Raw genomic sequence first — 24,250 nt, forward strand, 5'->3', positions numbered from 1 at the left:
GGTTGAGCAAGACAGTGAAGCGCTCAACCACTCTAAACAGAAAGGCAGGATCATGCCCCAGTCAGGAACGGCAGCCGCCGGAAATAATCCTGCCTCTACCCAGAACGTCTGGGATGTGATCCGTTGCGAAGCCGCCGAGCTTGCGGCGCGCGAGCCGACGCTCGCCCCGCTGCTGCAGGCGCAACTGATCGCCAGCCGCTCCAACGCTGAAAGCCTTGCCAACGTGCTGGCAGCGCGGCTCTGCGTCATCAGGATCGAGCATGGTGACCTGCTTTCGCTACTGTCCGACGTGCTGACACGGCATCCCGCGATCCTGCGGGCAACGGAAGCCGATCTCGTCGCCGTGCGAACCCGCGACCCCGCCTGCACCACCTATCTGCATGCGCTTTTGAACCTGAAGGGCTTTCACGCCCTGCAAGCGCATCGCATCGCCCATGCGCTCTGGACCGAAGGCCGCACGGAAATTGCCAGCTGGCTTTCCAATCTTGTCTCGCTCGTCTTCGGTCCGGATATTCATCCTGCTGCTGAGATCGGCTCGTCGATCATGCTCGATCACGGCTCCGGCATCGTCATCGGCGAGACCGCCGTCATCGAGGATGAGGTCTCCATCCTGCAGAACGTCACGCTCGGCGGCACCGGCAAGGAAAGCGGCGACCGGCATCCGAAGATCCGCCACGGCGTCATGATCGGCGCCGGCGCCAAGATCCTCGGCAATATCGAAGTCGGCGCCTTCAGCAAGGTTGCGGCCGGCAGCGTCGTGGTAAAAGCCGTTCCCCCGCATTGCACTGTCGCCGGCGTACCCGCCACAGTCGTCCGCATCCATCGCGCCGATGAGATCCCGGCTGAGACGATGGATCAGAACATCTAGTCGTGAGGGACTGTGGCCGCCTCGTCCTTCGAGGCATTTCTATGCTTCGCTCCGAAATGCACCTCAGCAAGGTTGCGGCCGGCAGCGTCGTGGTAAAAGCCGTTCCCCCGCATTGCACTGTCGCCGGCGTACCCGCCACAGTCGTCCGCATCCATCGCGCCGATGAGATCCCGGCTGAGACGATGGATCAGAACATCTAGTCGTGAGGGACTGTGGCCGCCTCGTCCTTCGAGGCATTTCTATGCTTCGCTCCGAAATGCACCTCAGGATGAGGCGGAGCAGGCCAACGGTGCGATACCCTTATTAACGAACAGAGGAGGAGCCCTCATGGTGAGGAGGCCGTAGGGCCGTCTCGAACCACGAGGGCGGATGAGGGAACTCATCTTCCTGCCTGGCCGTGACATAAGGTAGCAACGTCACTTTTCCCGGCAGGCGCTCTCCGTAGGTCATCGGCCCTCACAGCAGAATCAATTGCTTGCCGGAAACGAGGCGACAAAGGCGAAATCCCCTCCCCTTACCCTTCACGGAACTGTCATACTCCGTTGATAGCTCGAAAGGGTTCTCTATGCCCGGCGTGGCGCAAATGCGCCGGAGCAATGCCCCCACTCGAAGAGGATATGACGATGACCAGTCTTTCACGTCGCGCCGCCCTTACCGCCGGCAGCGCGCTCAGTCTTGTTTTGCTCTGTTCCACCGCCGGTGCCGCCGACCTAGCGCCGGCACCGAATACCGCGACGCCGATCAAGCATCTGGTCGTCGTCTTCCAGGAAAACGTCTCCTTCGACCATTATTTCGCGACCTACCCCAAGGCCGCAAACGTCGCCGGCGAGCCTGAATTCAAGGCGGCCGACAATACGCCGACCGACATCAATACGCTCGCCAATGCCGGCCTTGTCGACACCAACCCGAACAAGACCAACACGGCAAACGGCGCCGATGCCGCCGCTCCCTTCCGACTCGACCGCACGCAGGCGGCGACCCAATCGCAGAACCACGGCTATACCGCCGAACAGGCCGCCTATGACAACTTCGCCATGGACCTTTTCCCGGCCAATACCGGCAAGGGCACCAAGGGTGCTGCCGGCGCATTCGGCACCAAGGGACAGGTCATGGGCTATTACGACGGCAATACCGTCACGGCTCTTTGGAACTACGCCCAGCACTATGCACTGAACGACAATTCCTTCTCCACCAACTTCGGCCCCTCGACCCCCGGCGCGCTGAACCTGATCTCCGGCCAGACCAATGGCGCCATCCTGCCGCCGGGCTACACGCTGGAAAGCGACGGCACCTATTCCAAGGGCCGCATCGTGCCTGACGGCAATGGCGGCTGGACCGTCATCAGCGACTTCGACCCGACGGGCGATGTCTGCTCGGTCGGCCAGACGGCGCTGATGTACGGCAAGAACATCGGCGACATGCTGAACGAACACAAGATCACCTGGGGCTTCTTCGAAGGCGGCTTCGATCTGACGCTGACCAACCCGGACGGCACGAGCGGCTGCAAGCGCGCGACGACCTCGACTGTGACCAAGGTCAATTACGGCGACTATATTCCGCATCACCAGCCGTTCCAGTACTACGCCTCGACTGCCAACCCGACGCATGCGCGCCCGTCTTCCGTGGCAGCGATCGGCACGGCGGATGCGGCCAATCACCAGTATGACATGACCGACTTCTACGCGGCCCTGAAGAACGGCAATATGCCGTCTGTCAGCTTCCTCAAGGCGCCCGCCTATCAGGATGGCCATGCCGGCTATTCCGACCCGCTCGACGAGCAGGAATTCGTAACGCAGGTGGTCAACACGGTTCAGGATTCGCCGGACTGGAAGGACACCGCCATCATCGTTCTCTACGACGATTCCGACGGCTGGTATGACCACGCGCACGCGGTCGTCAATCCATCGAAACTCTCGGTCAAGGGTTACGATGTCTTGAGCGGCGACAGCTGTTCCACCGGCACGGCGCTGCCTGGTGTCAACGGCCAGCCGGCTGAGGGACGCTGCGGCTACGGCACGCGCCAGCCGCTGCTGGTCATCTCGCCCTACGCCAAGGTCAACTTCGTCGACCATACGCTGACCGACCAGACCTCCGTCATGCGCTTCATCGAGGATAACTGGATGGCCGGCGCCCGCCTCGGCGGCGGTTCGTTCGATGTGCTCTCGGGTTCCCTGAACAGCATGTTCGACTGGTCCAAGGGTGATGCGCCGAAGCTGATCCTCGATCCAAAGACCGGCAATCAGCCATCGTAGAACCATAGGGGGAGACGGAAATGCCCTTGATCGACCGCCGTCTCCTGCCGCTCCTCGCACTCGCGGGCCTTTCGCTCGCGGGTGCGGCTGTCGGCATGGCAAGCGAACCGGCCGCCAATGCTTCGGCAACCGACGGCTATGATGATCAGGCACCGCTGAGCGCGGTGGCGCAGCTCGGCAAGAGACTATTCTTCGATCCGTCGCTCTCGGGTGGCGGCCAGATGTCCTGCGCCACTTGCCACGATCCCGCCAACCACTATGCGCCCGCCAACGACCGAGCCGTTCAGTTCGGCGGCCCGCATCTCGATCAGCCGGGCATCCGCACCGTGCCCAGCCTCGCCTACAAAGTGTCGACGCCATCCTTCTCGATCGGGGAAGAAAGTGCTGCCGACGAAGCCGCGGAAGCCTCGCCGATGACCGAAGCATCGGGCGTGGCGCTCGCCAATGCGCCCGCCAGCGTCGCCGGCCCGCTGACCGCCCAGGCCGTCGTCAAGGCCGGTGCAGCCGCTGCAAACCTCGTGCCGCAGGGCGGCATGTTCTGGGACGGGCGCGTCGATTCGCTGGAAGAACAGGCCCTGCAGCCGATGATCTCACCCTTCGAAATGGCGAATGCCGACACGGCCACCGTCTATGCGAAGCTGAAGAAGGGGTACGGCAAGGATATTTCCGCGCTGTTCGGCGACAATGTCCTTAACGATCAGGACATGACGATTTCAGAGATCGGCTTCGCGCTTGCCCGCTATCAGATCGAAGAACCTTCCTTCCATCCCTATACGAGCAAGTATGATTACTACCTGCGCGGCAAAGCGGTGCTGACGGATGCGGAAGCGCGGGGATTGAAGCTGTTCGACGATGCGAACAAGGGCAATTGCGCCTCCTGTCATCTGGACAAGATGACGGGTGACGGCCAGATGCCGAACTTCACCGATTTCGAATTCGAAGCCTTGGGCGCGCCGCGCAACCCAGCCATTCCGGCCAATGCCGATGCGCATTATTACGACACCGGCATTTGCGGACCGCTGCGCAACGATACCTATTCCGCCCAGCAGCAGAATTGCGGGCTGTTCAAGACGCCGACGCTGCGCAATGTCGCCGCCCGCCATGTCTTCTTCCACAACGGCGTCTACCGGACCCTTGAGGATGTCACCCGCTTCTATGTGAAACGCGATACCAATCCGGAGGAGATCTATCCGAGGGATGCGAGCGGCAAGGTCCTGAAATACGATGACCTGCCGGCGCGGTACCAGGCCAATATCGACGTCATCGACGCGCCGATGAACCGCAAGCTCAGCGATGCCCCCGCCCTGAACGACGTCGAGATCGCCGACGTCGTAGCCTTCCTGAAAACGCTGACGGATGGCTACGACCCGGCGAAAGATGGCATGAAGGCCGCCAAATAAAAGCGCCTCCGCTCGGATGGGCGAAGGCGCTTTGGAAACTCTGAGCTATTTGTGCGTTTTACGCAGCCTTTGATATCGGCGGCTGCGCGAGCTTGCGGCCGCTGGCGACGATCATGCCGGCGGCACTATCGAGCCAGCCTTCCTTGAGCTCGAGAGCAAGGAAGCGCTCGCGCTGGAACGGGCCTGGCATCACAAGATGGCGGGTCTTTGCGGCAAAGAAGCCGAAGCGCTCGTAATAGGGCGCATCACCGACGAGCAGGATCGCGCCGTGACCGCGCTTCTTCGCTTCCATGATGGCTGCGCGCATCAGCGCCGAACCCATGCCCTTGCCTTCATACGCCGGATCGACGGCCAGCGGGCCGAGCAGCAGCGCATCGACCGGACGGGTTTCGCGGTCGACACCCGCTTCGACATTCCACAAACGGACGGTGCCGACGACATGACCGGCACGGTCGCGCGCGACCAATGCCAGGCCTTCAGCCGGAACGCGGCCCTGACGCAGCTTCTCGGACGACTTCTTGCGGCGGCCGGCGCCCATGGCGCGATCCAGCAGGTTTTCGCGCGCGACGACATCGCCTGCGTTTTCCAGGTCGAGGGTGAAAGTAGACGGCGCAAAGAATGCGCGGACAGAATCAAGAACAGCGGCCATCTCGGCCTCCCGTGCCCAATACCGTTATCAGCGGCGATGACAGATTATTGTGAGGGTGCCGCCCCGGCTGGTTACGGGGGCGGCGATAGCGGACCTCAGCCTCGGCTGAGATATTTCTTTGGCATGATCTTATCCGAAAACCGCTTCGCACTTTTCTGGATGCATGCCTTAGATGATGTAGGCCTTCAGCGGATCGAAACCGTTGAACGCTACAGCCGAGTAGGTCGTGGTATAGGCGCCGGTGCCTTCGATCAGGACCTCGTCGCCGATGGTGAGCGTCACCGGCAGCGGATAGAGGTTCTTCTCGTAGAGCACGTCGGCCGAATCGCAGGTCGGGCCGGCAATGACGCAGGGCTCCATTTCGTCGCCGTCGCGTACCGTGCGGATCGGGTAGCGGATCGCCTCGTCCATGGTTTCGGCGAGACCGCCGAACTTGCCGATGTCGAGGAAGACCCAGCGAGCGGCGTCATTGTCCGACTTCTTCGAAATCAGGACGACTTCAGCCTTGATCACGCCGGCATTGCCGACCATGCCGCGGCCCGGCTCGATGATCGTGTGCGGGATCTGGTTGCCGAAATGGGCACGCAGAGATGCAAAGATCGCCTTGCCATAGGCTTCGGCCGAGGGAACGTCGCGCAGGTACTTGGTCGGGAAACCGCCGCCCATGTTGACCATCTGCAGGTGGATGCCCTGCTTGGCGAGCGAAACGAAGACGCGCTTGGCATCGGCAAGAGCGGCATCCCAGGCATCGACCTTGGTCATCTGCGAGCCGACGTGGAAAGACACGCCATAGGATTCCAGACCCAGCTGATGGGCGTAGACGAGAACGTCCACAGCCATCTGCGGGACGCAGCCGAACTTGCGCGACAGCGGCCATTCGGCACCTTCGCCATCCGTCAGGACGCGGCAGAACACGCGAGCGCCGGGAGCGGCACGGGAAATCTTCTCGACTTCCTCGTGGCTGTCGACGGCGAAGAGATTGATACCGAGTGCATGCGCACGGGCGATATCGCGCTCCTTCTTGATCGTGTTGCCGTAGGAGATGCGGTTAGCGGTCGCGCCGGCATCGAGCGCCATTTCGATTTCAGCCACGGACGCGCAATCGAAGTTGGAGCCGAGGCTTGCAAGCAGGCGCAGCACTTCCGGAGCCGGGTTTGCCTTGACGGCGTAGTAGATGGCGCTATCGGGCATGGAATGACGGAAGGCATGAAAGTTGTCGCGGACGACATCGAGATCGACCACCAGGCAAGGACCGTCCGGACGTCGGGTAGCGAGGAAGTCGCGAATACGTTGCGTGGTCATGTCAATTCCCTTTCAAATTCCAAAAGCTCCGGGCAAGACCCAGAGGACAAAGGGCGACGCTCATTCGCTTTGGAACCAGCCGGTGGAGACCCCGGTACCGTGCAAATGCGCGAAGCGCGGATAATGAACGAGTGCCGCAAGCGGCGCTAATTCGCTTTGTCTGCCATGGATTGGAGGGATAGTCCCAACCGCACTTCCGGCAATGAAGGTGTGCCTCTTCAGTAACCCCGGCTGATGGAAAGCCGGGAGAGAACAAAAAGGCCCGCACCGTCGTTGCTTCAGATGTCCTCGCATTTTTCGGTTGGCCGAAATAGCGACTGGAGGGGTTAGTTCCAGGTACCTTACCGATTTTCTCACCACATCGAGGATCGGCGGACACCCACGGGCACGTGCGACTTTGGGCTGATCCCGAAATAGGTGCATTCGCGGTCATAATCAAGAATTTTTTTCGCCGCTGTCTCAAAAAAATAATTGAACAAATCGACGCGTTTTGTTCAACATCCGGAAACAGTTAACGGGGGCTTCATCATGGATACTTTGACCCGGATTCGCGCCTTCATCGACGTGGTGGAAGCCGAGGGATTTTCGGCCGCTGCGCGCAAGACGGGACGATCCAAGGCGCTGCTGTCGAAATATGTCCGCGAGCTGGAGGACGAACTCGGCGCGCTGCTGCTCAACCGCACGACGCGCCAGTTCTCCATGACGGAGGCGGGCCATACCTATTATCGTACCGCCTCCGACATATTGAAGGAGATCGACAATCTTGCCGACCTCGTGCGCGAGAACAACCAGCAGCTTAAAGGTCGGTTGCGCGTTTCGGTGCCGCGCACCTTCGTCGACGCCGATGTCGGGCAGTCGCTGATCGACTTCGCCAAGGAGAACCCCGATCTCGCGCTGGAAATCGCCGCCGATGACCGTTTCGTCGATCTGATCGAGGAAGGCTTCGATGTCGCCGTGCGCATCACCAAGCTTGAGGATTCCGGCATGATCGCCCGCAAGATCTCGGACTTCCGCATCCATCTCTGCGCAACAGAGGCGTTCCTCGACCGCTATCCGACGCTGGAGCATCCAAGCGATCTTGCGCGCGTGCCTTTCATCATCGATACCAACACCCGCTCGCAAGGCAATATTCGCTTCGTCGATGCCGACAGCACCACCTTCAACGTCGCCATCAACGGCACGCTCGAAGTCAACAGCCCGCATGCGACGCTGCGCGCCGCGCTTTCCGATCTCGGCGTTGCCATCGTTCCGGATTTCATCGGCCGCAAGGCGATCGAAAGCGGGCAACTGCTGACCTTGTTCAACGACTACCTTCCCACCGACCGCGGCATCTATGCCGTCTATCCTCACCGCCGCTACCTTCCGGCAAAGGTGCGCATGTTTGTGGACTACCTGCACAACTGGTTCCGCAAGAATGGCTGAACGACGCTAGACGGGTAGGCTCGGTCCCAATTCCGTCTCATTTCCTGACCAGAAAACGAAGTGAATCAATGCTCGCGAAACCTATCGGACGCATGAGAAAATCCACGACCGCCTATGCTCTTGCCCTGACCGGCGGCCTGCTTCTTGTGCCGCCCGCAGCATCCGCGCATCCGCATATTTTCGTGGAAGCCCGCCTGGAAGTGTTGTCAGGCCCGGATGGCAACGTGCAGGAGCTGCGCAACGTATGGCGCTTCGACGAGGTATTCTCCTCTTCCGTGCTGATGGATTTCGACAAGAACACCAATCTGAAGCTCGATCCGGACGAGCTGAAGGAGGTCGGCAAGACGGTGCGCGACTCGCTTGTCGATTACGATTATTACGCGAACCTGACGCTGAACGGCAAAATGATCAAGGTGAACAAGCCCGACGTCATCAATGTCGACTATCGCGACGGCCAGCTCCTGATGTTCTTCGCCGTCAAGCCCTCCGGGCCGATGCCGCTCGCCAAGGGCAACAAGCTGAGCTTCGGCATTTACGACCCGACGCTTTACACCTCGATCGACTTCCCGGGCGACAACGAGCTGGTGACGGAGGGCGATGCCTTCAAAAGCTGTACGCAGAAGGTCGTCCGCCCCAATCCGGACGAGGTTATCGCCGAGAACAGATCGACATTGACGGATGCCTTCTTCAACGATCCGACGGGGACGACCATGTCGAAACTCTTCGCAACGCGGATAGACGTCCAATGCTGATTTCGAGAGCAGGAAAGCTCGGTCCGGCTGCAACGCTCGCCCTTTTGGCGGCCGCCGGTCTGGCGCATGCCGCCGGTTCCCCGCTCGGCATCGGCACGGCGGAGCCGAGCTTCCAGCCGATGGGCGGGCCGCTGGCGCCGATTTTTCTCTATGTGAATTACGAGCAGCAGGCTTTCTACCGGGCGCTCACCAAGTCCATCGAAGCGATGCGCCAGGATCCCTGGCAGCTCTGGACCCTGATCGGCCTTTCCTTCGCCTATGGCATCTTTCACGCCGCCGGCCCCGGCCACGGCAAGGCTGTCATTTCCTCCTACATGGTCGCCAACGAGATCGAGCTGAAACGCGGCATCGGGATCTCGTTCGTCTCCGCGCTCATCCAGGGCCTTGTCGCCGTCCTTGTCGTGGGCGCCGCCTATTTCGTCCTGCGTGGCTCCGGCATCACCATGACAATGGCGACCAACGCCATGGAGATCACCAGCTTCGTCATGGTCATCCTGTTCGGCAGTTGGCTGCTGTTCCGCAAGCTGCGTGCTATGCTGCAGAGCCGGACGCAGCGCCAGGAAATGCAGCTGGCGACATCGGCGGGCCCGATCAGCCTCTCGCTTTTCGAAGGAGCGGCGACGGGTACGGAGTCTGTGAGAGGTTTCGCGCATGGCCGCGCAACGATGCCGGCCGCCAGCGGCTATCAATGCTATGATCCCGCCCATGCGACGGGCGACGGCGCTTTCTGCGAGACCTGCGGCCACGCCCATCTTCCCGATCCGAAGATGCTGTCGAACGAAAAATTCAGCACTCGCGAAGCCTGGTCGGCCATTGTTGCCGTCGGGCTGCGGCCTTGCTCGGGCGCTCTTCTGGTCATGACCTTTTCGATGCTGAACGGGCTCTATCTCGGCGGGCTTCTGTCCGTGCTGGCCATGTCGATCGGCACGGCGCTGACCGTTTCGCTGCTTGCCATCATCGCCGTTTTCGCAAAAGGCACCGCCGTCCGCTTCACCGGCAAGGGCTCAAGGCTTTCGGCTTGGGTGGGCAATGGCATCGAGATTCTCGGTGCGCTGCTGGTTATCTGCACGGGCGTCATCCTGCTGGGCGCTTCGCTGCAGAACTGACGGCCTTTAAGAGCCTCTGCGCCGCTGATAGCGAGCCCGAAGCCAGAATACGAAAAAGAAGGCCAGAATGACCAATACGCCGAAGCCGGTGCCGAGCCACGGCGAGATCGTTCCGAGCCAGACGATCACGTTCGGCATCAGGTAAAGCACGGCAGTCGCGACCAGCAGAATTATGCCGGCTGCGATTGCCGCCGAGCGGGTTTCGCTTTTTCTATCCGTCAATGTAGCCGATCCCTGGCGCCGTAACATCTGTTTCGGCGAAGGCTTAGGCCAGCCGCCGCCGAAAGGCAACCGGCGCTACCAGTCAGAGCTGGACTTTGGCGCCCGCAACCGTCGCCTCGATATGGTCGACCAGGGCGTCGGCCAAACCGAGCCTGCCGGCCAGCAGATCGAGATAGCCGCGCTCAGCCCGTGAATCCGGCTCGATCGCCAGGCGTGACGCCGTATAGACCTGCACCCGCTGCTCCTCCGTCCCAGCCGAAGCGACGATGGCATTGAGATCGACGGGATTGGCAAGCTCGCGCTGGAAGAAGGCTTCCGCCTCGGACCCGACGCCCGCCTCCTGCACCTTGCCGAGAATGCGCTGACGCTCAGCATCATCGATGTGGCCATCGGCGCGCGCAGCCGCGATCATCGCCCGGACCAGCGAGAGGGTAAAATCGTTGCTTGCGATTGCAGGCGCGGTGCTGAAGCCGGAGTTCGATGGCGGCGGCAGGAACTGCGGCTCGGCCTGCGGGGTCGATTGGGGCGCCGGCTGCGGCTGATTGCCATCGCGGTAATTCTTGTAGGCCTGGTAGCCAAGCCCGGCTATGGCTGCAAGCCCGCCGAGCGCCAGGGTGTTACCCGCGATCTGCCGTCCGGTCTTGGTGCCGAGCAGGACGCCCGCAATCGCGCTGGTCGCCATTGGATTGTCCCTGGCGAGATTGATGGCTTGCGTCGCCTTGTCTTTCACGGTTCCTTGCATCCCAGGAACCTGCGACCCCAGGAATTGGTCAAGAAGCTTGCGGGCGTCGATCATGCGGATGGTCCTCCGTCCTTGTGATGGTGACAGGGAGATAGGAAGCGCAACCGCAAATACAAATCCGCGGAATGCAAAAAGGCGCCCATGTCTCCATGAGCGCCCTGAAAATCGAATTGCGCCTGCTTCAGCCCTTGAGTGCCGCGGCCTCGGCGGCAAGCTTGGTGATGCCGGCCCAGTCGCCGGCGGCAACCAGCTCCTTCGGCGCCACCCAGGAACCGCCGATGCAGATGACGTTCGGCAGCGACAGATAGTCATGGGCATTCTTCAGCGAGATACCGCCGGTCGGGCAGAAGATCGTGCCTGCGAGCGGCGAGGACAGGGCCTTGAGATAGGCAGCGCCGCCGGCCTGTTCGGCCGGGAAGAACTTGAGCACCGTATAGCCCTCTTCGCGCAGCGCCATCACTTCGCTTGCGGTGGCGGCACCTGGCAGCAGCGGCACATGCGAGGAGCGTGCGGCGTCAAGCAGTTCCTGGGTCGTGCCGGGGCTGACGATGAACTTGGAACCGGCTTCGACGGCCGCATCCCACTGGCTGACGTTGAGGATCGTGCCAGCGCCGACTTCGGCCCCTTCCACTTCTTCGGCCACGGCCCGGATGGCATCGAGCGCGCCGGCGGTGCGCAGCGTGATCTCGATGGCCTTCAGACCGCCGGCGACCAGCGCGCGTGCAAGAGGAACGGCCGATTTCGCATCGTCGACGATCAGCACCGGGACGACGGGCTGCAGTTTCAGAATGGAAAGAAGCTTTTCGGTTTTCTCGCCCATGGTCGGTGCGCTCCTTTAAAACGATTGAAACCGGCTCTCGAATAACCTCCCCGAGAATGCTTGTCGAGACAAAAGCACGCTTTGGACGGGACGGGTAGGAATTCGTCGTGACATACTATAGTCTGCCGCGATCTATGCCGGTGGAGCATGTCAAACGCATGGCAAAAGAGATCGAGCGAAAGTTTCTGGTGCGCGGCGATCATTGGCGCGATCTCGCTTCGGAGAGGCTGATCCTGCGACAGGGATATATTGCCTCCATGAACGACCGCTCCGTGCGGATACGGCTGACGAACGAGACCACGGCGACCTTGACCATCAAGATCGGCAAGGCGATGACAAGGGATGAGTTCGAATATGAGATCCCCGTCGATGAGGCCGAGGAGCTGCTGGGAACGGCGATTGGCATCGTCATCGAGAAGACCCGCCACAAGGTGCCCTTCAAGGGATTTGTCTGGGAGGTGGATGTCTTCCGTGGCGCCCATCGCGGTCTTGTGATCGCCGAAGTGGAGATGGAAGACGAAAGCGATGATCCGGAACTGCCTGATTGGATCGGCCGCGAAGTGACGGGCGAATACCGCTATTCCAATCAGGCTCTCGCGACGCAGTTCGAACAGGAGTACGATGAGCTATCGCATACGGCCTGACCGGGCTCTTGATGGCGAGGTGCACAAAGCCGCCGCGCATCAACTCGGCAAAGCGATGGCTGTCCTGACAGATAGGCCCCAAGGCCTGCACGAAGCGGTTCATGCAGCGCGCAAGAACATCAAGCGCGTGCGCGGGCTCTACCGCCTGATAGCGCCGATCGCGCGTGAATTTCAACAGCGGGAGAATGACCGGCTTCGCGACATGGCCCGCTCGCTTTCAGGCGTGCGCGACGCGACCGCGCTGATAGAGGTCAGCCACTACCTGCGGACGACAGCGGCATCCGAGGATGAGCTGCAGGCACTTACCCGCGTAACCGATGTTCTGACCATCAGGCGCGACTGCCTCGCTGAGGCCGAGACCGAGCTCGAAAACAAGGCACAGGCGGCAGTCGCCACCTGCAACGAGGCGCTCGAGGCGTTGAAGGACGCATCATTCGAGGGCGGCCGGCGCGATACGGCCCGTCTTTTCCAGAAGAGCTGGCGCAAGAACGTCGGCAAGGCGATGCAGGCGCTTTCCGAGTGCCATGCGGAAGCGGCCCATGTCGAGTGCTTTCACGATCTGCGCAAGCGCAGCCAGGATTACTGGATGCATCACATGCTGCTGCGCGAGGCCTGGCCGGCGGCCATGCGTGCCAAGCAGCTTGAGGCCAAGATATTGGTCGATGTGCTCGGCCGCTATCTCGACATGTCGATACTGTCTGACGTCGCGGACCGCGAGCCGCATCTCTTCAACGGGAGCGACGATCACGCGCGCCTGCTGGAGGCGATCATTTCCCGGCAGCAGACGGCCCGTGAGGAAGCGCTGGACAGGGCGCGCTGGGTCTTTGCCGACAAGCCGGAGCGCGAGGCGCGAACCATGAAGCGCCTCTGGCTGGAAGCTGCGGACTGAGGCGGACGAGACCCCTCACCCGCCCTCGTACTTCGAGGCTTCGGCCTGACGGCCTGCGCACCTCAGCATGAGGGTTGGTCACCAGCGCCCGGCCCATCACTGCGGAGCACTGTCTGAAGCGCAGAGGCCACTCCACCCTCATCCTGAGCCCGTCGAAGGACGAGGGTGGCCCCGGTGGCGATGCCTCGAAGGATCGAGGCTGCCTGGTCGCATAGTTTCAAAATACGAATCCCGATTGCCTGAAAGCCCACAAAATTGTATTTCCCCGTCATGACCGACATGCTTTCAGATCCACGGCGCGACGCGACCGGCGCATTCCTCGTTGCAGCGCTCTATCATTTCGTTTCCATTCCGCGCTTCGAAAGCCTGCGCGAGCCCTTGTTCGCGCTCTGCGAGGAAAATGGCGTCAAGGGCACGCTGCTGCTCGCGCATGAAGGGATCAACGGCACCATCGCCGGCACGGACGCCGCCATCGGCGCCGTCCTTTCCTTCCTGCGCGCTCAGCCGGAATTTGCCGGCCTCGAGCACAAGGAAAGCCGCGCGTCGAAAATGCCATTCGTGCGCATGAAGGTGAAGCTCAAGAAAGAGATCGTCACCATGGGCGTCGAGGATATCGACCCGACCAGGGTCGTCGGCACCTATATCGCGCCGAAGGACTGGAACGCGCTGATCTCCGATCCCGATACCATCGTCATCGACACCCGCAACGACTATGAGACCGCCATCGGCGTCTTCAAGGGCGCGGTCGATCCGAAGACGAAGACCTTCCGTGAGTTTCCCGAATGGGTGCGTGAGAACACCGGCCTGCACAACAAGCCGAAGATCGCCATGTACTGCACAGGCGGCATTCGCTGCGAAAAGGCGACGGCCTTCATGAAGCAGCAGGGCTTCGACGAGGTCTACCATCTCAAGGGCGGCATCCTGAAATATCTGGAGGAAGTGCCGACGGAAGAGAGCCTCTGGGAAGGCGCCTGCTTCGTCTTCGACGAGCGCGTCTCCGTCGAACATGGCCTGAAAGAGGGCAATCACAAGCTCTGCCACGCCTGCCGCAATCCCATCACGGCCGAGGAAGTGACCTCACCCTTCTACGAAGCCGGCGTCTCCTGCAGCCATTGCTATCACGAGCGCAGTGAAGAGGATCGCGAACGTTATCGCGAAAGGCAGCGACAGATCGCGCTCGCCCGCAAGCGTGGTCACGAGCATATCGGCTAAAGCATTTCCGGGAAAAGCGGAAATGCTTTGAGCATATCAGGCGGCGGCGTGCTCCTCGTCCAGCACCGCGGCCATCTGCACCGCGAGGCGCTTGCCGATCTCGGCTTCCGGCATCGGCTTGCCGTAGAAATAGCCCTGCAGCTCATCGCAGCCGAAGCCTTCCAGCGCCCTTCCCTGCGCCTCCGTCTCGATGCCTTCGGCCGTGACGGGAATATCGAGCGAACGGGCCAATGCCACCGTCGCCTGCAGCATTTCGCGGGCGCGGTCGTCTTCCAGCACGTTCATGGTCAGTGAACGATCGATCTTGATGCGATCGAAGCCGAACTGGCGCAGATAGCCGATGGAGGAGAAACCGGAGCCGAAATCGTCCAGCGCCACCTTGACGCCAAGCCTCTTCAGCCGCTCGATCGACTGACGGGTGCGCTCCGGATTCTGGATGATATAGCCTTCGGTGATTTCCAGCGTTACCCGCTCGGCCTCTATCTCCGTCCTGTTCAGCACGCTGCGGACGTAGTCGGCGAAGGCAGGATTGCGGAACTGCCCCGGCGACACGTTGACGGCGATCCGAAGATCCGGCCATTGCCGCGCGGCCTCGCAGGCCTTGCGCAGGACAAGCAGCCCCAGCGCTTCGATCAACCCGCTGGTTTCCGCAATGGGGATGAAGTCCTCGGGGGAGATCGGACCATGACCGGGACGGTTCCAGCGCACGAGCGCTTCGACGCCGGTCATTTCGCAGCTCGATGCATCGACCAGAGGCTGATAGGCGAGCGTCAATTCCTCCATCTCGATGGCGCGGCGCAGGTCGAGCTCCAGCGCGTTGCGCTCCTCGCGATCGGCATCCATGGCCGTGTCGTAGCAAGTCATGCGGGCGCGGCCGGCCTCCTTGGCCTTGTACATGGCAAGATCGGCCCGCCGCACCAGTTCCTCTCTGTCGATACGGCCTTCGGGCGAACTCGCGATGCCGATGCTGGTGCCGACGACGACCACCCGCCGGCCGATTTCCAAGGGTTCGGAGAGAAAATCCAAAATCTGTTCCGCCAGCTGCAAGGCAGGCGCGTCGTTGAGCTCCTTGGTCGGAAAGACGATGGCGAATTCGTCTCCTCCAACTCTCGCCAGCGCTGCCTGTGGCGGTACGAGCACGCTGAGGCCCGCCGCCACGGCGCGAATGAGCTGATCGCCCGTCCCATGCCCATAGGAATCGTTGATTTCCTTAAAGCCATCGAGATCGAGATAGAGAAGCAGGACGTTGGTGCCGTCGGAGCGCGCCCGTTCGACCAACCGGTCCACATCGAGCCGCAACCCCTCCCGATTGAGGAGGCCGCTCAACCTGTCGCGCAACGAAACCTGCCGCGCCTGAACCTCCTCCGACCGCAACCGGCGCCCGGCCAGTGATCCCAGGATCAGCAGCACGACAAAGAACAGGCCGACAAGGCCGAGCGCGCCGAGAACCAGTGGGCGGACCTTCTGGTAGCTCATGTCGCCAGGTTCACGCGAGCTCCAGACCAGCCGCCCCAGCGACTTGCCCAGTGGATCGACGATGGAAACGGCGTAGCGAGCCACGGTCTCCGGCGGCATCAGCGTCAGACCGCTGATGACATAGGTGTTGGAGAGCATCTTGATCCGGGCAGCGTCGAGATAGCGCACGAGGATCAGGTAACGCCGCTGGCCTTCCGGCACCGGAATGCGGCCGGATCTTTCGCGGATCGTCGCGGCGCCGGCGGCGGCGATGCCATCCCTGGTCATGATGTAGCCCGAGGCTTCCGGCACGCCGGTCACGCGCATGGTGCGCGCCTGATCGACCAGGGCCCACATGGCGGTACCGAGGACGTCCTCGATATTCTCCGTCAACGGCACGCCATCATGATAGGCAATGATCGGTTTGTTATTGTCGTCGACGATGACGGCGGTATCGAACAACGCGCCATTGGAGGAGATGGCGCCGTAATTGCCGGCGATCCAGCCCTGATCATCCGTCCCATAGATGCTGCGCGCCGCGTCGTTGCGCGCGGAATGGTCATGCAGCGTCGCTTCCAGCTGCCCCTGGAAAGTTTTCAGAGCGCCGACGGTCGTCTCCCAGGAGCGCTCGTCATCCAGCTTGTTGGAGTAGTCGGCGACGCGGCCGATTGCGGTCAATACCATCAGGGTCACGACGGCAACCACGAGAGCGAAGGAAATCAAAACGGCCGTCACAATGGAATGACGACCGATTCGTGTCGCTTGCCGCAATGAATTGAAAGTTGCTCCCACGCCTTTTCTCCTTGGCACGGAAGTCTGCCGTCAGGTCTTCAACAAACGGTTAAGGCGTATCGGAGATTCCTACATGAAAGGGTTGCATATTTGCCGAAGCCGGAGAAATTCACGTCCTGGCGGCAATCCCCTGCGCGAAACGGCCGAGAGCCGACGGCAAGAGCCCATTTTCACGCGCCTCCAGGAGCATGGCCGCCTGCGCTTCATCGCTCTTGCCCGCAATCGGCAGGCGCAGGAAAGCGTCGGCTGCGATGTGCAGCGACATGGTCTGCAGGACCTCGGTCAGCTGTGCCAATACGAGGTCGCCGCGATGCGAAGCATGGGCAAACATCAGCGGCTTGAACGGCACCTCGTCCCGTGACACCAGCCAGTCCAGCGCATTCTTGAAGCCGCCGGGTATGCCATGGGCATATTCCGGGCAGGACACGATCAGCCCATCGGCTTTGCGGATTTCGTCCGCAAATTTCTCGACCACGGGCGGCGTCTTGTCGCCCTCATTGTCGGGATTGAAGATCGGCAGATCGCCGATCAGGTCACAGATCGCAATAGTGACACCGTCAGGGCAGGCAAGCTGCAGCGCCTCCAGCAGCCTGCGGCTAGTCGAGGCCTGCCGTTGGCTGCCGCAAAGCGCATAAAGGGAAATCGGCCGCTGGATCATGCCTGATGTCTATCAGGCCGCACTGATTCGAGCGATAGATACCCTCCCCTTGAGGGGGAGGGCCGGACCGAAGGTCCGGGGTGGGGTGATCCATCGCGGACACCGGGAATCACCCCCACGGGCGCGTTCCGCGCAACCTCCCTTGTGGGGAAGGCAGAGCCGCGTCAATCCGCCTTGTGATTGCCCTTCGGAAACTGCGCGGCAAGCGCCTTGTACCACTTGCCGCTCTTCTTGATCGTGCGGACCTGCGTCTCGTAGTCGACATGCACGAGGCCGAAGCGCATGCGATAGCCTTCCGCCCATTCGAAATTGTCCATCAGGCTCCAGGCGAAATAGCCGCGCATCGGATAGCCGTCCTTGATGAGATCGGCGACGATGCCGAGATGCTCGACGTAATAGTCGAGGCGCGGTTGGTCATCGACCTCGCCATTGACGACGCCCATATTGTAGCAAGCACCGTTTTCGGTGATGTAGCATTCCGGCAGTTCGTAGCGCTTGTTGAGATCCTCCACGACGTGCTTCAGGCCCGGCGCATAGATTTCCCAGCCGATATCGGTCTTCACGTCGCTTGCCGGCGGCGCTTCCTTCGTCCAGGGGAAATCGCCGCTTTTCGACGCATCATTGAAGACGCGGCTCGGCATATAGTAGTTCAGGCCCCACCAATCGAGCTTCTGGTTGATGGTCTTGAGATCGCCGTCCTCGATGACAGGCATGCGATCGCCTAGAGCCTCGACGAATTCCTTCGGATATTCGCCCTTGAAGATCGGATCGAAGAAGGCGCCGTTGTGGAACTGATGGGCGCGCTCGACGGCGGCCAGATCTTCCGGGCGGTCCGAGCCCGGCAGGATGGATGCGGCATTGAGCACGATGCCGACAGGCACCTTGGGCGCAACGGAGCGGATCGCCTCGACGCCGAGACCATGCGCAAGGTTCATATAGTGCATGGCGTAGAGCGCCGCCTGCATGTTGCGCTCGCCCGGCGCGTGAACACCATAAAGATGGCTTAGCCAGACGATGCACCAGGGCTCGTTGAAGGTCGCGACGGAATCCAGACGGTCGCCGAGGCGGCTCATGACGGTCTTGGCGTAGCGCTGGAAGGCATGCGCCGTCGACCGCGCCGTCCAGCCGCCGTCGCCGGCAAGCGTCAGCGGCAGATCCCAGTGATAGAGCGTCGAGAAGGTCTTGATCCCCCGCGCCTTGCAGCCGTCGACGAGACGATCGTAGAAATCGAGGCCGGCCTCGTTCACGGGGCCGGTACCATCGGGAATGATGCGCGGCCAGGCGATCGAGAAGCGATAGGCCTCGACGCCCATCTCCTTGATCAGATCGAGATCCTGCTCCAGCCGGTTATAGTGATCGCAGGCGACATCGCCATTCTGGCGCTGGAAGACGCGGCCGGGCATGTTGGCGAAGGCATCCCATATGGACGGCTTGCGGCCATCGGCCTTGGTGGCGCCTTCGATCTGGAACGCGGCCGTGGCAACACCGAACGTGAAATCGCCGGGGAAGCGATCGGCAAGAAGCTTCGGATCGATCATGATGAAAATCCCGTCTGTTTTGGCTTCGTTGCCTGCGGTTTAGCCAACCCGGATGGCAAAGTACAGTGTCGAATTGAGGAAGCTGCAACGTTGCAGATGCCAGGAAACGCAGCCGGCTACCGGCTTTGCCCAGGGGTTCCTCGCGGCGCGATAACATCAATGTCAACAGTCGTGACTTGTCTTTTCGAGGCGGATCAATTGAGGGTAGTGCCCAAACTTGACAACGAAAGGATAGAAATGCTCGCTGCGCTCCATACCCTCCACCCCTATCTGCTGAGCCTTCTGCGCATCGTCGCTTCGCTCGTGCTGTTCAGCTACGGTACGCAGAAAGTGCTGCATTTCCCGGCGGCCGAGAATGTGCCTGGTGTCGGATCGCTCCCGTGGATCGCCGGCCTGCTTGAACTGACCCTCGGCTTCCTCGTCCTGATCGGCTTCCAGACGCGGATCGCGTCTTTCATCCTGTCAGGCCTGATGGCTTTCGCCTATTTCCTGCGCCATGCGCCGCAGAGCTTCTATCCCGCGCAGAACGGCGGCGTCTCCGCCATCCTCTTCTGCTTCATCTTCCTGTTTCTCGTCGGCGCCGGCGCCGGCCCGTTGAGCGTGGATGCGCTGACGAAGCGCAAGCAGGAAGCCGTTGCCTGAATAAGCAGGTTCGAGGCGGTTTCACCGCCTCGAACCTCACTTAAGCCGGAACTTAGAGCTTGACCCAGGCGCCGTTGCGCTTCGAGGAAGCGACGCAAGCCTCGACGAAGGCAACACCCTTCACGCCGTCATCGACGGTCGGATAGACCACGGCCGGATCGACCGCCACACCCTTCTTGGCGGCGTTGATGGCACGCGCAGCCTCGGTATAGATCGTGGCGAATGCTTCCAGATAACCTTCCGGATGACCCGACGGGATGCGCGAGACGCGGGCAGCTGCAGCCCCCGAGCCGGCGCCGTTGCGCGTGATCAGCCGCTTCTCATCGCCGAACGGCGTGTACCACAGATAGTTCGGATCAGCCTGCGTCCATTCGATGCCGCCCTTCGTGCCATAGACACGGAGCTTCAGGCCATTCTCATGGCCGGGCGCCACCTGGCTGCACCAGAGCATGCCCTTTGCCGGCTTTTCCGAACCCTTCGCCTTGAAGCGCAGCATCACATGCGCGTTGTCATCAAGGCGGCGGCCTTCGACAAAGCTGTCAAGATCGGCGGCAAGGCTGTCGAGTTCCAGGCCGGTGACGAAGGAGGCGAGGTTATAGGCGTGCGTGCCGATATCGCCCGTGGAGCCGCCGGCGCCGGACTGGGCCGGGTCGGTGCGCCAGGCCGCCTGCTTCTGGCCGGACTGCTCGATATTTTCCGTCAGCCAGTCCTGCGGATATTCCGCCTGCACGATGCGGATATCGCCGAGTTCGCCGTTCTCGATCATCTCCCGCGCCTGGCGGATCATCGGATAGCCGGTGTAATTATGCGTAAGGATGAAGAGCGCGCCGCTTTCATCGGCCACCTTCTTCAGCTTCTTGGCATCGGCAAGATTGGACGTCAGCGGCTTGTCGCAGATGACGTGGATGCCGCGCCGCAGGAATTCCTTGGCAGCATCATAGTGAACGTGGTTCGGCGTGACGATCGAAACCGCCTCGATGCCGTTCTTCAGCTTCGCTTCGCGGATCGCCATGTCGCGATAGCTGGAATAGGTGCGTGAGGGATCGAGGCCGAGATCGCGGCCGGAAGCCACGGCCTTTTCCGGTGAAGACGAGAGCGCGCCGGCGATGAGATCGAACTGGTCGTCAATGCGCGCGGCGATGCGATGCACCGCGCCGATGAATGCGCCGGCGCCGCCGCCCACCATGCCAAGCCGGATGCGCGGCTCCCGCGTCTGTTCCGATGATCCTTCGATTGCCATTTTGTCCTCCTGAATGAATGAGATTCACCCCCTTGCAGGGGAAGATACTTGCTGCTTGCCCTTCCAAGCCACCCGCCTCGCCCTTCGAGGGCCCTGCGGGCCACCTCAGGGTGAGGCTGATCCCTTGCGCCAAGACCTACGCCGCTTCACCGATTGCTGCCACGAGTGGCTCCAGTGAAATTTCGCGCAAGTCGCTCCGCCCTCATCCTGAGGTGCGGAGCCTCCTGAGCTTGGCGAAGGAGTGAAGCCTCGAAGGACGAGGGTGGCCCCATTTCCCCATCAGGGGAGACGGATCAAGACAGTCCCAGCATGCGCCGGTTGGCCGCCTGGTCCGTGCCGCTGCCGGCAAAGTCGTCGAAGGCCTTCTCCGTGACGCGGATGATGTGCGCCTTGACGAATTCGGAGCCTTCGCGCGCGCCGTCTTCGGGATGCTTCAGCGCGCATTCCCATTCGACCACGGCCCAGCCGTCGAAATTGTTGGCGGTCATCTTCGAGAAGACGGCACCGAAATCGACCTGGCCGTCGCCGAGCGAACGGAAGCGGCCGGCGCGCTCGACCCAGCCCTGATAGCCGCCATAGACGCCCTGACGCCCGGTCGGATTGAACTCGGCATCCTTGACGTGGAACATCTTGATGCGGTCCTTGTAGATGTCGATGTTCTCGAGATAGTCGAGGCACTGCAGGACGTAGTGCGAGGGATCGTATAGCATGTTGGCGCGCGGATGGTTCTTCACGCGCTCCAGGAACATCTCGAAGGTGATGCCGTCATGCAGGTCTTCGCCGGGATGGATTTCGTAGCAGACGTCGACGCCGTTTTCATCGGCATGGTTGAGGATCGGCGTCCAGCGACGGGCAAGCTCTTCGAAGGCAGTTTCGACGAGGCCGGCGGGGCGCTGCGGCCAGGGATAGATGAAGGGCCAGGCAAGCGCGCCGGAGAAGGTCGCATGCGCCTTGATGCCGAGATGCTTCGAAGCTGTCAGCGCCATCTTCACCTGCTCGACGGCCCATTCCTGCCGCGCCTTCGGATTGCCGCGCACTTCCGGCGCCGCAAAGCCGTCGAAGGCTTCGTCATAGGCGGGATGTACGGCGACGAGCTGGCCCTGAAGATGGGTGGAAAGCTCGGTGATTTCGACGCCGTTGGCGCGTGCGACACCGGCGAATTCGTCGCAATAATCCTTCGAGGAGGCCGCCTTCTTCAGGTCGATGAGCTGGCTTGCCCAGGTCGGAACCTGCACGCCGACATAGCCGGCGTCAGCTGCCCATTTCGTGATCGAATCCCACGAGTTGAATGGCGCCGTATCACCGGCGAACTGGCCAAGAAACAGGCCTGGACCCTTGATCGTCTTCATCAGTAATTCCTCCCTAATCGCGTTCTGTAAACGTTTCCGATGCCTTTCCAACCTGCATCCGAGGCGGCTGCGATGCCGTAACCTCAAAAAACTATAGGGTCGTCGGGCTGAAAGTCGAATGCCCCGTGACCTAACCACGGCCCGCCGCCGACGGCAAGAGGTACGTGCCGCAAAAATCGCCACAGCGTACGAAGCGAGACGGCAGCCGCATAAAAAACGCCCGCCGGAACCGGCGGGCGCATCTGTTTGAATTAGCCGATCAGAACGGTGAATCGGCGAAGTAGAAGTCCTTGGCGTTGTCCTTCGTGACGAGCGTCGCATCGAGGATGTAATTGCCGCGAACCGGAACCTGATCGTAGAAATTGGCGGCAGTCAGCTCCATGGCGGTCCCGACCATTGCCGGCGGATAGAGCACGTCGACCGGGATCAGCTTGTCACCGTCCATGACCTTCTTGACCATGTCCTTCGAACCGGCACCGGCGATGACATACTTGATGTCGGTGCGCTTGGCCTGGTCGATAGCCTGCAGCACGCCGACGGCCATGTCGTCATCCTGGCACCAGACGACGTCGATCTTCGGGAACTTGGTCAGGTAATCCTGCATGACCTTGAAGGCGTCGTCGCGGTTCCAGTTGCCGTACTGGCGGTCGAGAACCTTGACGTTCGATCCGGCAATGCCCTTGTCGAAGCCGTCCTGGCGCTGCTGGTCGATCGGGATCGGCAGGCCGCGAATGACGACGACCTGGGCGTCCGGCGTGTTCTTCTTGATGTATTCGCCAGCGGTCTGGCCGAGGGCCGGATTGTTGCCGGCGACATAGAGGTCACGGACGGAATTGTCGTTGTTGCTCGGCGCGCGGTCGACGAGCGCCACGAATTTGCCCTTGCCCTTGACTTCCTTGATGGCGTTGACGAGCGGATCCGGGTCGGACGGCAGGATCACGAGAGCATCGATGCCCTGTGTTTCGAGATCCTGCACCGCATTGGCCTGGCTCGCAGCGTCAGGCGAGGTCTTGACGATGACGTTGAGCCCCGGATGCTCCGCCATCAAGAGCTTGGCGACACGCTCGGCATGGAACACCACGCCCGAGGTCCAGCCGTGGTCGGCGGCCGGAATGGAAACGCCGATCGTCACTTTCTTGTCTGCGGCATGTACCGTACCGGCTAGAGCCGCCATCACGACAGCCACGCCCAATAGTCTTTTTCGCATGTTTCATCCTCCCAGATAGAGACAGGGCCTTGTCATTAAGGACCGGGCGCCCCCTGACCCGGTTATTCGCTATTTGCGAGCAAGCGAGCGCTGAACCAGCATGGCGATGATGATGATCGCGCCCTGGATGGCACTGAGCAGATACTCGCTGATGAAATTGGAAAGCAGCATGATGTTGCCGACCAGTTCAAGGATGAAGGCGCCGCAGATCGTGCCCCATACCCTGCCCGCTCCGCCCTTCAGCGCCGTGCCGCCAACGACGACGGCGGTGATCGCCTGCAACTCCCATAGGCTGCCCGTCGTCGCCGATGTCGAACCAAGCCGCGGGACATAGAGAAGCACGGCGATCGCCACGCACAGGCCCTGAATGACGAAGGCGATGGTGCGCACGCGATTGACCGCCACGCCGGAATAGCGCGCAACGTCGCGATTGGAGCCGACGGCGATGACGTGCCGTCCATAGCGGGTACGGTAAAGAATGAAGGCCGCAATGCCGGTGACGACAAGGATGACCAGGATCGGCACCGGCACGCCGAGCACGGAGCCGTAATAGGCGGGCTTGTAAAGAGCCTGCAGATCCGCCGGCCGCAAGGTGATTGCGCCGCCCTGCGACAGCCAGGTCGTCAAGCCGCGGTAGACGCCCATGGTGCCGAGGGTCGCGATGAACGGTTCGATCTTGCCCATGGTCGTGATCAGGCCGTTGGCCAGGCCGCACAGGACACCGGCGATGATCGAGAACAGCACGGCCGCCGCCAGCATCAGGGCGGGATCGGCGATGACACCCGAATTCATCAGGAGGATCATCAGGCTTGCGACGAAGGCGACCATCGCGCCAACGGACAAATCGAGATCACCCGCCGAGATGACGAAGGTGGCACCGACCGCGATGATCGCAATATAGGCGCATCGCGTCGCGACATTGGTGAGATTGGTGATGCCGATGAAGTTCGGGTTGACCAATGCGCCCACGATCAAAAGCAGCACCAGCGCTGCAAACGGCGCGACGGCCCTGAGATCGACATCCCGCCAGGAACGCCCCCGCCGACCGGCTTTTCCGCTGCTGTCTTCACCCACGCTCATAACCAAAAC

Annotated in this window: 23 protein-coding genes; 11 read left to right on the forward strand and 12 right to left on the reverse strand. The window is 61.5% G+C overall.

The window, feature by feature from the left end; all coding sequences use genetic code 11:
• Positions 1 to 52 precede the first annotated feature (52 nt).
• The 4 genes from cysE (at position 53) to CCGE531_RS15980 (ending at position 4,520) form a co-directional block, all read left to right on the forward strand.
• A complete protein-coding gene (cysE, locus tag CCGE531_RS15970) occupies positions 53 to 868 on the forward strand; it encodes a serine O-acetyltransferase (protein ID WP_120665058.1) in 816 nt (271 codons plus the stop codon).
• Positions 869 to 909: 41 nt separating this feature from the next.
• Entirely contained in the window at positions 910 to 1,068 is a 159-nt protein-coding gene (locus CCGE531_RS34275; protein ID WP_205586447.1) for a hypothetical protein, read from the forward strand.
• A 423-nt stretch (positions 1,069 to 1,491) separates the two neighbouring features.
• Entirely contained in the window at positions 1,492 to 3,120 is a 1,629-nt protein-coding gene (locus CCGE531_RS15975) for an alkaline phosphatase family protein (protein WP_120666885.1), read from the forward strand.
• Positions 3,121 to 3,140: 20 nt separating this feature from the next.
• Positions 3,141 to 4,520 (forward strand): cytochrome c peroxidase, encoded by a 1,380-nt coding sequence (locus CCGE531_RS15980; protein WP_120665059.1) that lies wholly within the window; start codon positions 3,141 to 3,143, stop codon positions 4,518 to 4,520.
• A gap of 58 nt (positions 4,521 to 4,578) precedes the next feature.
• Here CCGE531_RS15980 and CCGE531_RS15985 read toward each other — a convergent pair whose 3' ends face one another.
• Positions 4,579 to 5,169, reverse strand: a complete 591-nt coding sequence (locus tag CCGE531_RS15985; protein ID WP_120665060.1) for an N-acetyltransferase — start codon at positions 5,167 to 5,169, stop codon at positions 4,579 to 4,581.
• Between the two features lie 168 nt (positions 5,170 to 5,337).
• Positions 5,338 to 6,471, reverse strand: a complete 1,134-nt coding sequence (odc2, locus tag CCGE531_RS15990) for an ornithine/lysine decarboxylase (protein WP_120665061.1) — start codon at positions 6,469 to 6,471, stop codon at positions 5,338 to 5,340.
• Between the two features lie 528 nt (positions 6,472 to 6,999).
• Here odc2 and CCGE531_RS15995 point away from each other — a divergent pair.
• The 3 genes from CCGE531_RS15995 to CCGE531_RS16005 all read left to right on the forward strand — a co-directional run bounded on the left by CCGE531_RS15995 (position 7,000) and on the right by CCGE531_RS16005 (position 9,751).
• The gene (locus CCGE531_RS15995; RefSeq protein WP_120665062.1) at positions 7,000 to 7,893 is read left to right on the forward strand and encodes a LysR family transcriptional regulator; all 894 of its coding nucleotides are present in this window, start codon (positions 7,000 to 7,002) and stop codon (positions 7,891 to 7,893) included.
• A gap of 68 nt (positions 7,894 to 7,961) precedes the next feature.
• A complete protein-coding gene (locus CCGE531_RS16000) occupies positions 7,962 to 8,645 on the forward strand; it encodes a DUF1007 family protein (RefSeq protein ID WP_120665063.1) in 684 nt (227 codons plus the stop codon).
• Positions 8,639 to 9,751, forward strand: a complete 1,113-nt coding sequence (locus CCGE531_RS16005) for a nickel/cobalt transporter (RefSeq protein WP_120665064.1) — start codon at positions 8,639 to 8,641, stop codon at positions 9,749 to 9,751. Before CCGE531_RS16000 ends, CCGE531_RS16005 begins: the two co-directional genes overlap by 7 nt.
• A 6-nt stretch (positions 9,752 to 9,757) precedes the next feature.
• On the opposite strand, the gene CCGE531_RS16010 is transcribed toward CCGE531_RS16005, so the two are convergent.
• The 3 genes from CCGE531_RS16010 to CCGE531_RS16020 form a co-directional block, all read right to left on the reverse strand.
• Entirely contained in the window at positions 9,758 to 10,000 is a 243-nt protein-coding gene (locus tag CCGE531_RS16010; protein WP_120665065.1) for a hypothetical protein, read from the reverse strand.
• A gap of 55 nt (positions 10,001 to 10,055) precedes the next feature.
• Entirely contained in the window at positions 10,056 to 10,769 is a 714-nt protein-coding gene (locus tag CCGE531_RS16015; protein WP_120665066.1) for a tellurite resistance TerB family protein, read from the reverse strand.
• A gap of 127 nt (positions 10,770 to 10,896) precedes the next feature.
• Positions 10,897 to 11,535 (reverse strand): 2-dehydro-3-deoxy-phosphogluconate aldolase, encoded by a 639-nt coding sequence (locus CCGE531_RS16020; protein ID WP_120665067.1) that lies wholly within the window; start codon positions 11,533 to 11,535, stop codon positions 10,897 to 10,899.
• A 158-nt stretch (positions 11,536 to 11,693) separates the two neighbouring features.
• Between CCGE531_RS16020 and CCGE531_RS16025 the strand changes: the two genes are divergently transcribed.
• From CCGE531_RS16025 to CCGE531_RS16040, 3 genes are all read left to right on the forward strand, one after another.
• A complete protein-coding gene (locus CCGE531_RS16025) occupies positions 11,694 to 12,179 on the forward strand; it encodes a CYTH domain-containing protein (RefSeq protein ID WP_120666887.1) in 486 nt (161 codons plus the stop codon).
• A complete protein-coding gene (locus tag CCGE531_RS16030) occupies positions 12,157 to 13,068 on the forward strand; it encodes a CHAD domain-containing protein (protein WP_120665068.1) in 912 nt (303 codons plus the stop codon). The genes CCGE531_RS16025 and CCGE531_RS16030 overlap by 23 nt, the downstream gene beginning before the upstream one ends.
• Before the next feature lie 270 nt (positions 13,069 to 13,338).
• Positions 13,339 to 14,280 (forward strand): rhodanese-related sulfurtransferase, encoded by a 942-nt coding sequence (locus CCGE531_RS16040; protein ID WP_120665070.1) that lies wholly within the window; start codon positions 13,339 to 13,341, stop codon positions 14,278 to 14,280.
• Between the two features lie 36 nt (positions 14,281 to 14,316).
• Here CCGE531_RS16040 and CCGE531_RS16045 read toward each other — a convergent pair whose 3' ends face one another.
• The 3 genes from CCGE531_RS16045 to CCGE531_RS16055 all read right to left on the reverse strand — a co-directional run bounded on the left by CCGE531_RS16045 (position 14,317) and on the right by CCGE531_RS16055 (position 18,723).
• Positions 14,317 to 16,527, reverse strand: a complete 2,211-nt coding sequence (locus CCGE531_RS16045) for an EAL domain-containing protein (RefSeq protein WP_120665071.1) — start codon at positions 16,525 to 16,527, stop codon at positions 14,317 to 14,319.
• Between the two features lie 109 nt (positions 16,528 to 16,636).
• A complete protein-coding gene (locus CCGE531_RS16050; RefSeq protein WP_205586448.1) occupies positions 16,637 to 17,185 on the reverse strand; it encodes an NADPH-dependent FMN reductase in 549 nt (182 codons plus the stop codon).
• A 164-nt stretch (positions 17,186 to 17,349) separates the two neighbouring features.
• A complete protein-coding gene (locus tag CCGE531_RS16055; protein WP_120665072.1) occupies positions 17,350 to 18,723 on the reverse strand; it encodes a GH1 family beta-glucosidase in 1,374 nt (457 codons plus the stop codon).
• Positions 18,724 to 18,960: 237 nt separating this feature from the next.
• Between CCGE531_RS16055 and CCGE531_RS16060 the strand changes: the two genes are divergently transcribed.
• Positions 18,961 to 19,365 (forward strand): DoxX family protein, encoded by a 405-nt coding sequence (locus tag CCGE531_RS16060; protein ID WP_120665073.1) that lies wholly within the window; start codon positions 18,961 to 18,963, stop codon positions 19,363 to 19,365.
• A 52-nt stretch (positions 19,366 to 19,417) separates the two neighbouring features.
• Here the strand turns inward: CCGE531_RS16060 and CCGE531_RS16065 are convergent, their stop codons facing one another.
• From CCGE531_RS16065 to CCGE531_RS16080, 4 genes are all read right to left on the reverse strand, one after another.
• Complete coding sequence (locus CCGE531_RS16065; protein ID WP_120665074.1) at positions 19,418 to 20,605, reverse strand: Gfo/Idh/MocA family oxidoreductase; 1,188 nt, start codon at positions 20,603 to 20,605, stop codon at positions 19,418 to 19,420.
• A 293-nt stretch (positions 20,606 to 20,898) separates the two neighbouring features.
• Positions 20,899 to 21,954 (reverse strand): sugar phosphate isomerase/epimerase, encoded by a 1,056-nt coding sequence (locus CCGE531_RS16070; protein WP_120665075.1) that lies wholly within the window; start codon positions 21,952 to 21,954, stop codon positions 20,899 to 20,901.
• 259 nt (positions 21,955 to 22,213) lie between these two features.
• Positions 22,214 to 23,161, reverse strand: a complete 948-nt coding sequence (locus CCGE531_RS16075) for a substrate-binding domain-containing protein (protein WP_120665076.1) — start codon at positions 23,159 to 23,161, stop codon at positions 22,214 to 22,216.
• Positions 23,162 to 23,230: 69 nt separating this feature from the next.
• Complete coding sequence (locus CCGE531_RS16080; RefSeq protein ID WP_120665077.1) at positions 23,231 to 24,241, reverse strand: ABC transporter permease; 1,011 nt, start codon at positions 24,239 to 24,241, stop codon at positions 23,231 to 23,233.
• Positions 24,242 to 24,250 lie beyond the last annotated feature (9 nt).

It is taken from the genome of Rhizobium sp. CCGE531 (assembly GCF_003627795.1).
Taxonomy (GTDB): Bacteria; Pseudomonadota; Alphaproteobacteria; order Rhizobiales; family Rhizobiaceae; genus Rhizobium.

Excerpts from the sequence above, each read along its gene's own strand:
- cysE (WP_120665058.1), top strand. The coding sequence starts at position 53 with ATGCCCCAGTCAGGAACGGCAGCCGCCGGAAATAATCCTGCCTCTACC.
- CCGE531_RS34275 (WP_205586447.1), top strand. The coding sequence starts at position 910 with ATGCTTCGCTCCGAAATGCACCTCAGCAAGGTTGCGGCCGGCAGCGTC.
- CCGE531_RS15975 (WP_120666885.1), top strand. The coding sequence starts at position 1,492 with ATGACCAGTCTTTCACGTCGCGCCGCCCTTACCGCCGGCAGCGCGCTC.
- CCGE531_RS15980 (WP_120665059.1), top strand. The coding sequence starts at position 3,141 with ATGCCCTTGATCGACCGCCGTCTCCTGCCGCTCCTCGCACTCGCGGGC.
- CCGE531_RS15985 (WP_120665060.1), bottom strand. The coding sequence starts at position 5,169 with ATGGCCGCTGTTCTTGATTCTGTCCGCGCATTCTTTGCGCCGTCTACT.
- odc2 (WP_120665061.1), bottom strand. The coding sequence starts at position 6,471 with ATGACCACGCAACGTATTCGCGACTTCCTCGCTACCCGACGTCCGGAC.
- CCGE531_RS15995 (WP_120665062.1), top strand. The coding sequence starts at position 7,000 with ATGGATACTTTGACCCGGATTCGCGCCTTCATCGACGTGGTGGAAGCC.
- CCGE531_RS16000 (WP_120665063.1), top strand. The coding sequence starts at position 7,962 with ATGCTCGCGAAACCTATCGGACGCATGAGAAAATCCACGACCGCCTAT.
- CCGE531_RS16005 (WP_120665064.1), top strand. The coding sequence starts at position 8,639 with ATGCTGATTTCGAGAGCAGGAAAGCTCGGTCCGGCTGCAACGCTCGCC.
- CCGE531_RS16010 (WP_120665065.1), bottom strand. The coding sequence starts at position 10,000 with ATGTTACGGCGCCAGGGATCGGCTACATTGACGGATAGAAAAAGCGAA.
- CCGE531_RS16015 (WP_120665066.1), bottom strand. The coding sequence starts at position 10,769 with ATGATCGACGCCCGCAAGCTTCTTGACCAATTCCTGGGGTCGCAGGTT.
- CCGE531_RS16020 (WP_120665067.1), bottom strand. The coding sequence starts at position 11,535 with ATGGGCGAGAAAACCGAAAAGCTTCTTTCCATTCTGAAACTGCAGCCC.
- CCGE531_RS16025 (WP_120666887.1), top strand. The coding sequence starts at position 11,694 with ATGGCAAAAGAGATCGAGCGAAAGTTTCTGGTGCGCGGCGATCATTGG.
- CCGE531_RS16030 (WP_120665068.1), top strand. The coding sequence starts at position 12,157 with ATGAGCTATCGCATACGGCCTGACCGGGCTCTTGATGGCGAGGTGCAC.
- CCGE531_RS16040 (WP_120665070.1), top strand. The coding sequence starts at position 13,339 with ATGACCGACATGCTTTCAGATCCACGGCGCGACGCGACCGGCGCATTC.
- CCGE531_RS16050 (WP_205586448.1), bottom strand. The coding sequence starts at position 17,185 with ATGATCCAGCGGCCGATTTCCCTTTATGCGCTTTGCGGCAGCCAACGG.
- CCGE531_RS16055 (WP_120665072.1), bottom strand. The coding sequence starts at position 18,723 with ATGATCGATCCGAAGCTTCTTGCCGATCGCTTCCCCGGCGATTTCACG.
- CCGE531_RS16060 (WP_120665073.1), top strand. The coding sequence starts at position 18,961 with ATGCTCGCTGCGCTCCATACCCTCCACCCCTATCTGCTGAGCCTTCTG.
- CCGE531_RS16065 (WP_120665074.1), bottom strand. The coding sequence starts at position 20,605 with ATGGCAATCGAAGGATCATCGGAACAGACGCGGGAGCCGCGCATCCGG.
- CCGE531_RS16070 (WP_120665075.1), bottom strand. The coding sequence starts at position 21,954 with ATGAAGACGATCAAGGGTCCAGGCCTGTTTCTTGGCCAGTTCGCCGGT.
- CCGE531_RS16075 (WP_120665076.1), bottom strand. The coding sequence starts at position 23,161 with ATGCGAAAAAGACTATTGGGCGTGGCTGTCGTGATGGCGGCTCTAGCC.
- CCGE531_RS16080 (WP_120665077.1), bottom strand. The coding sequence starts at position 24,241 with ATGAGCGTGGGTGAAGACAGCAGCGGAAAAGCCGGTCGGCGGGGGCGT.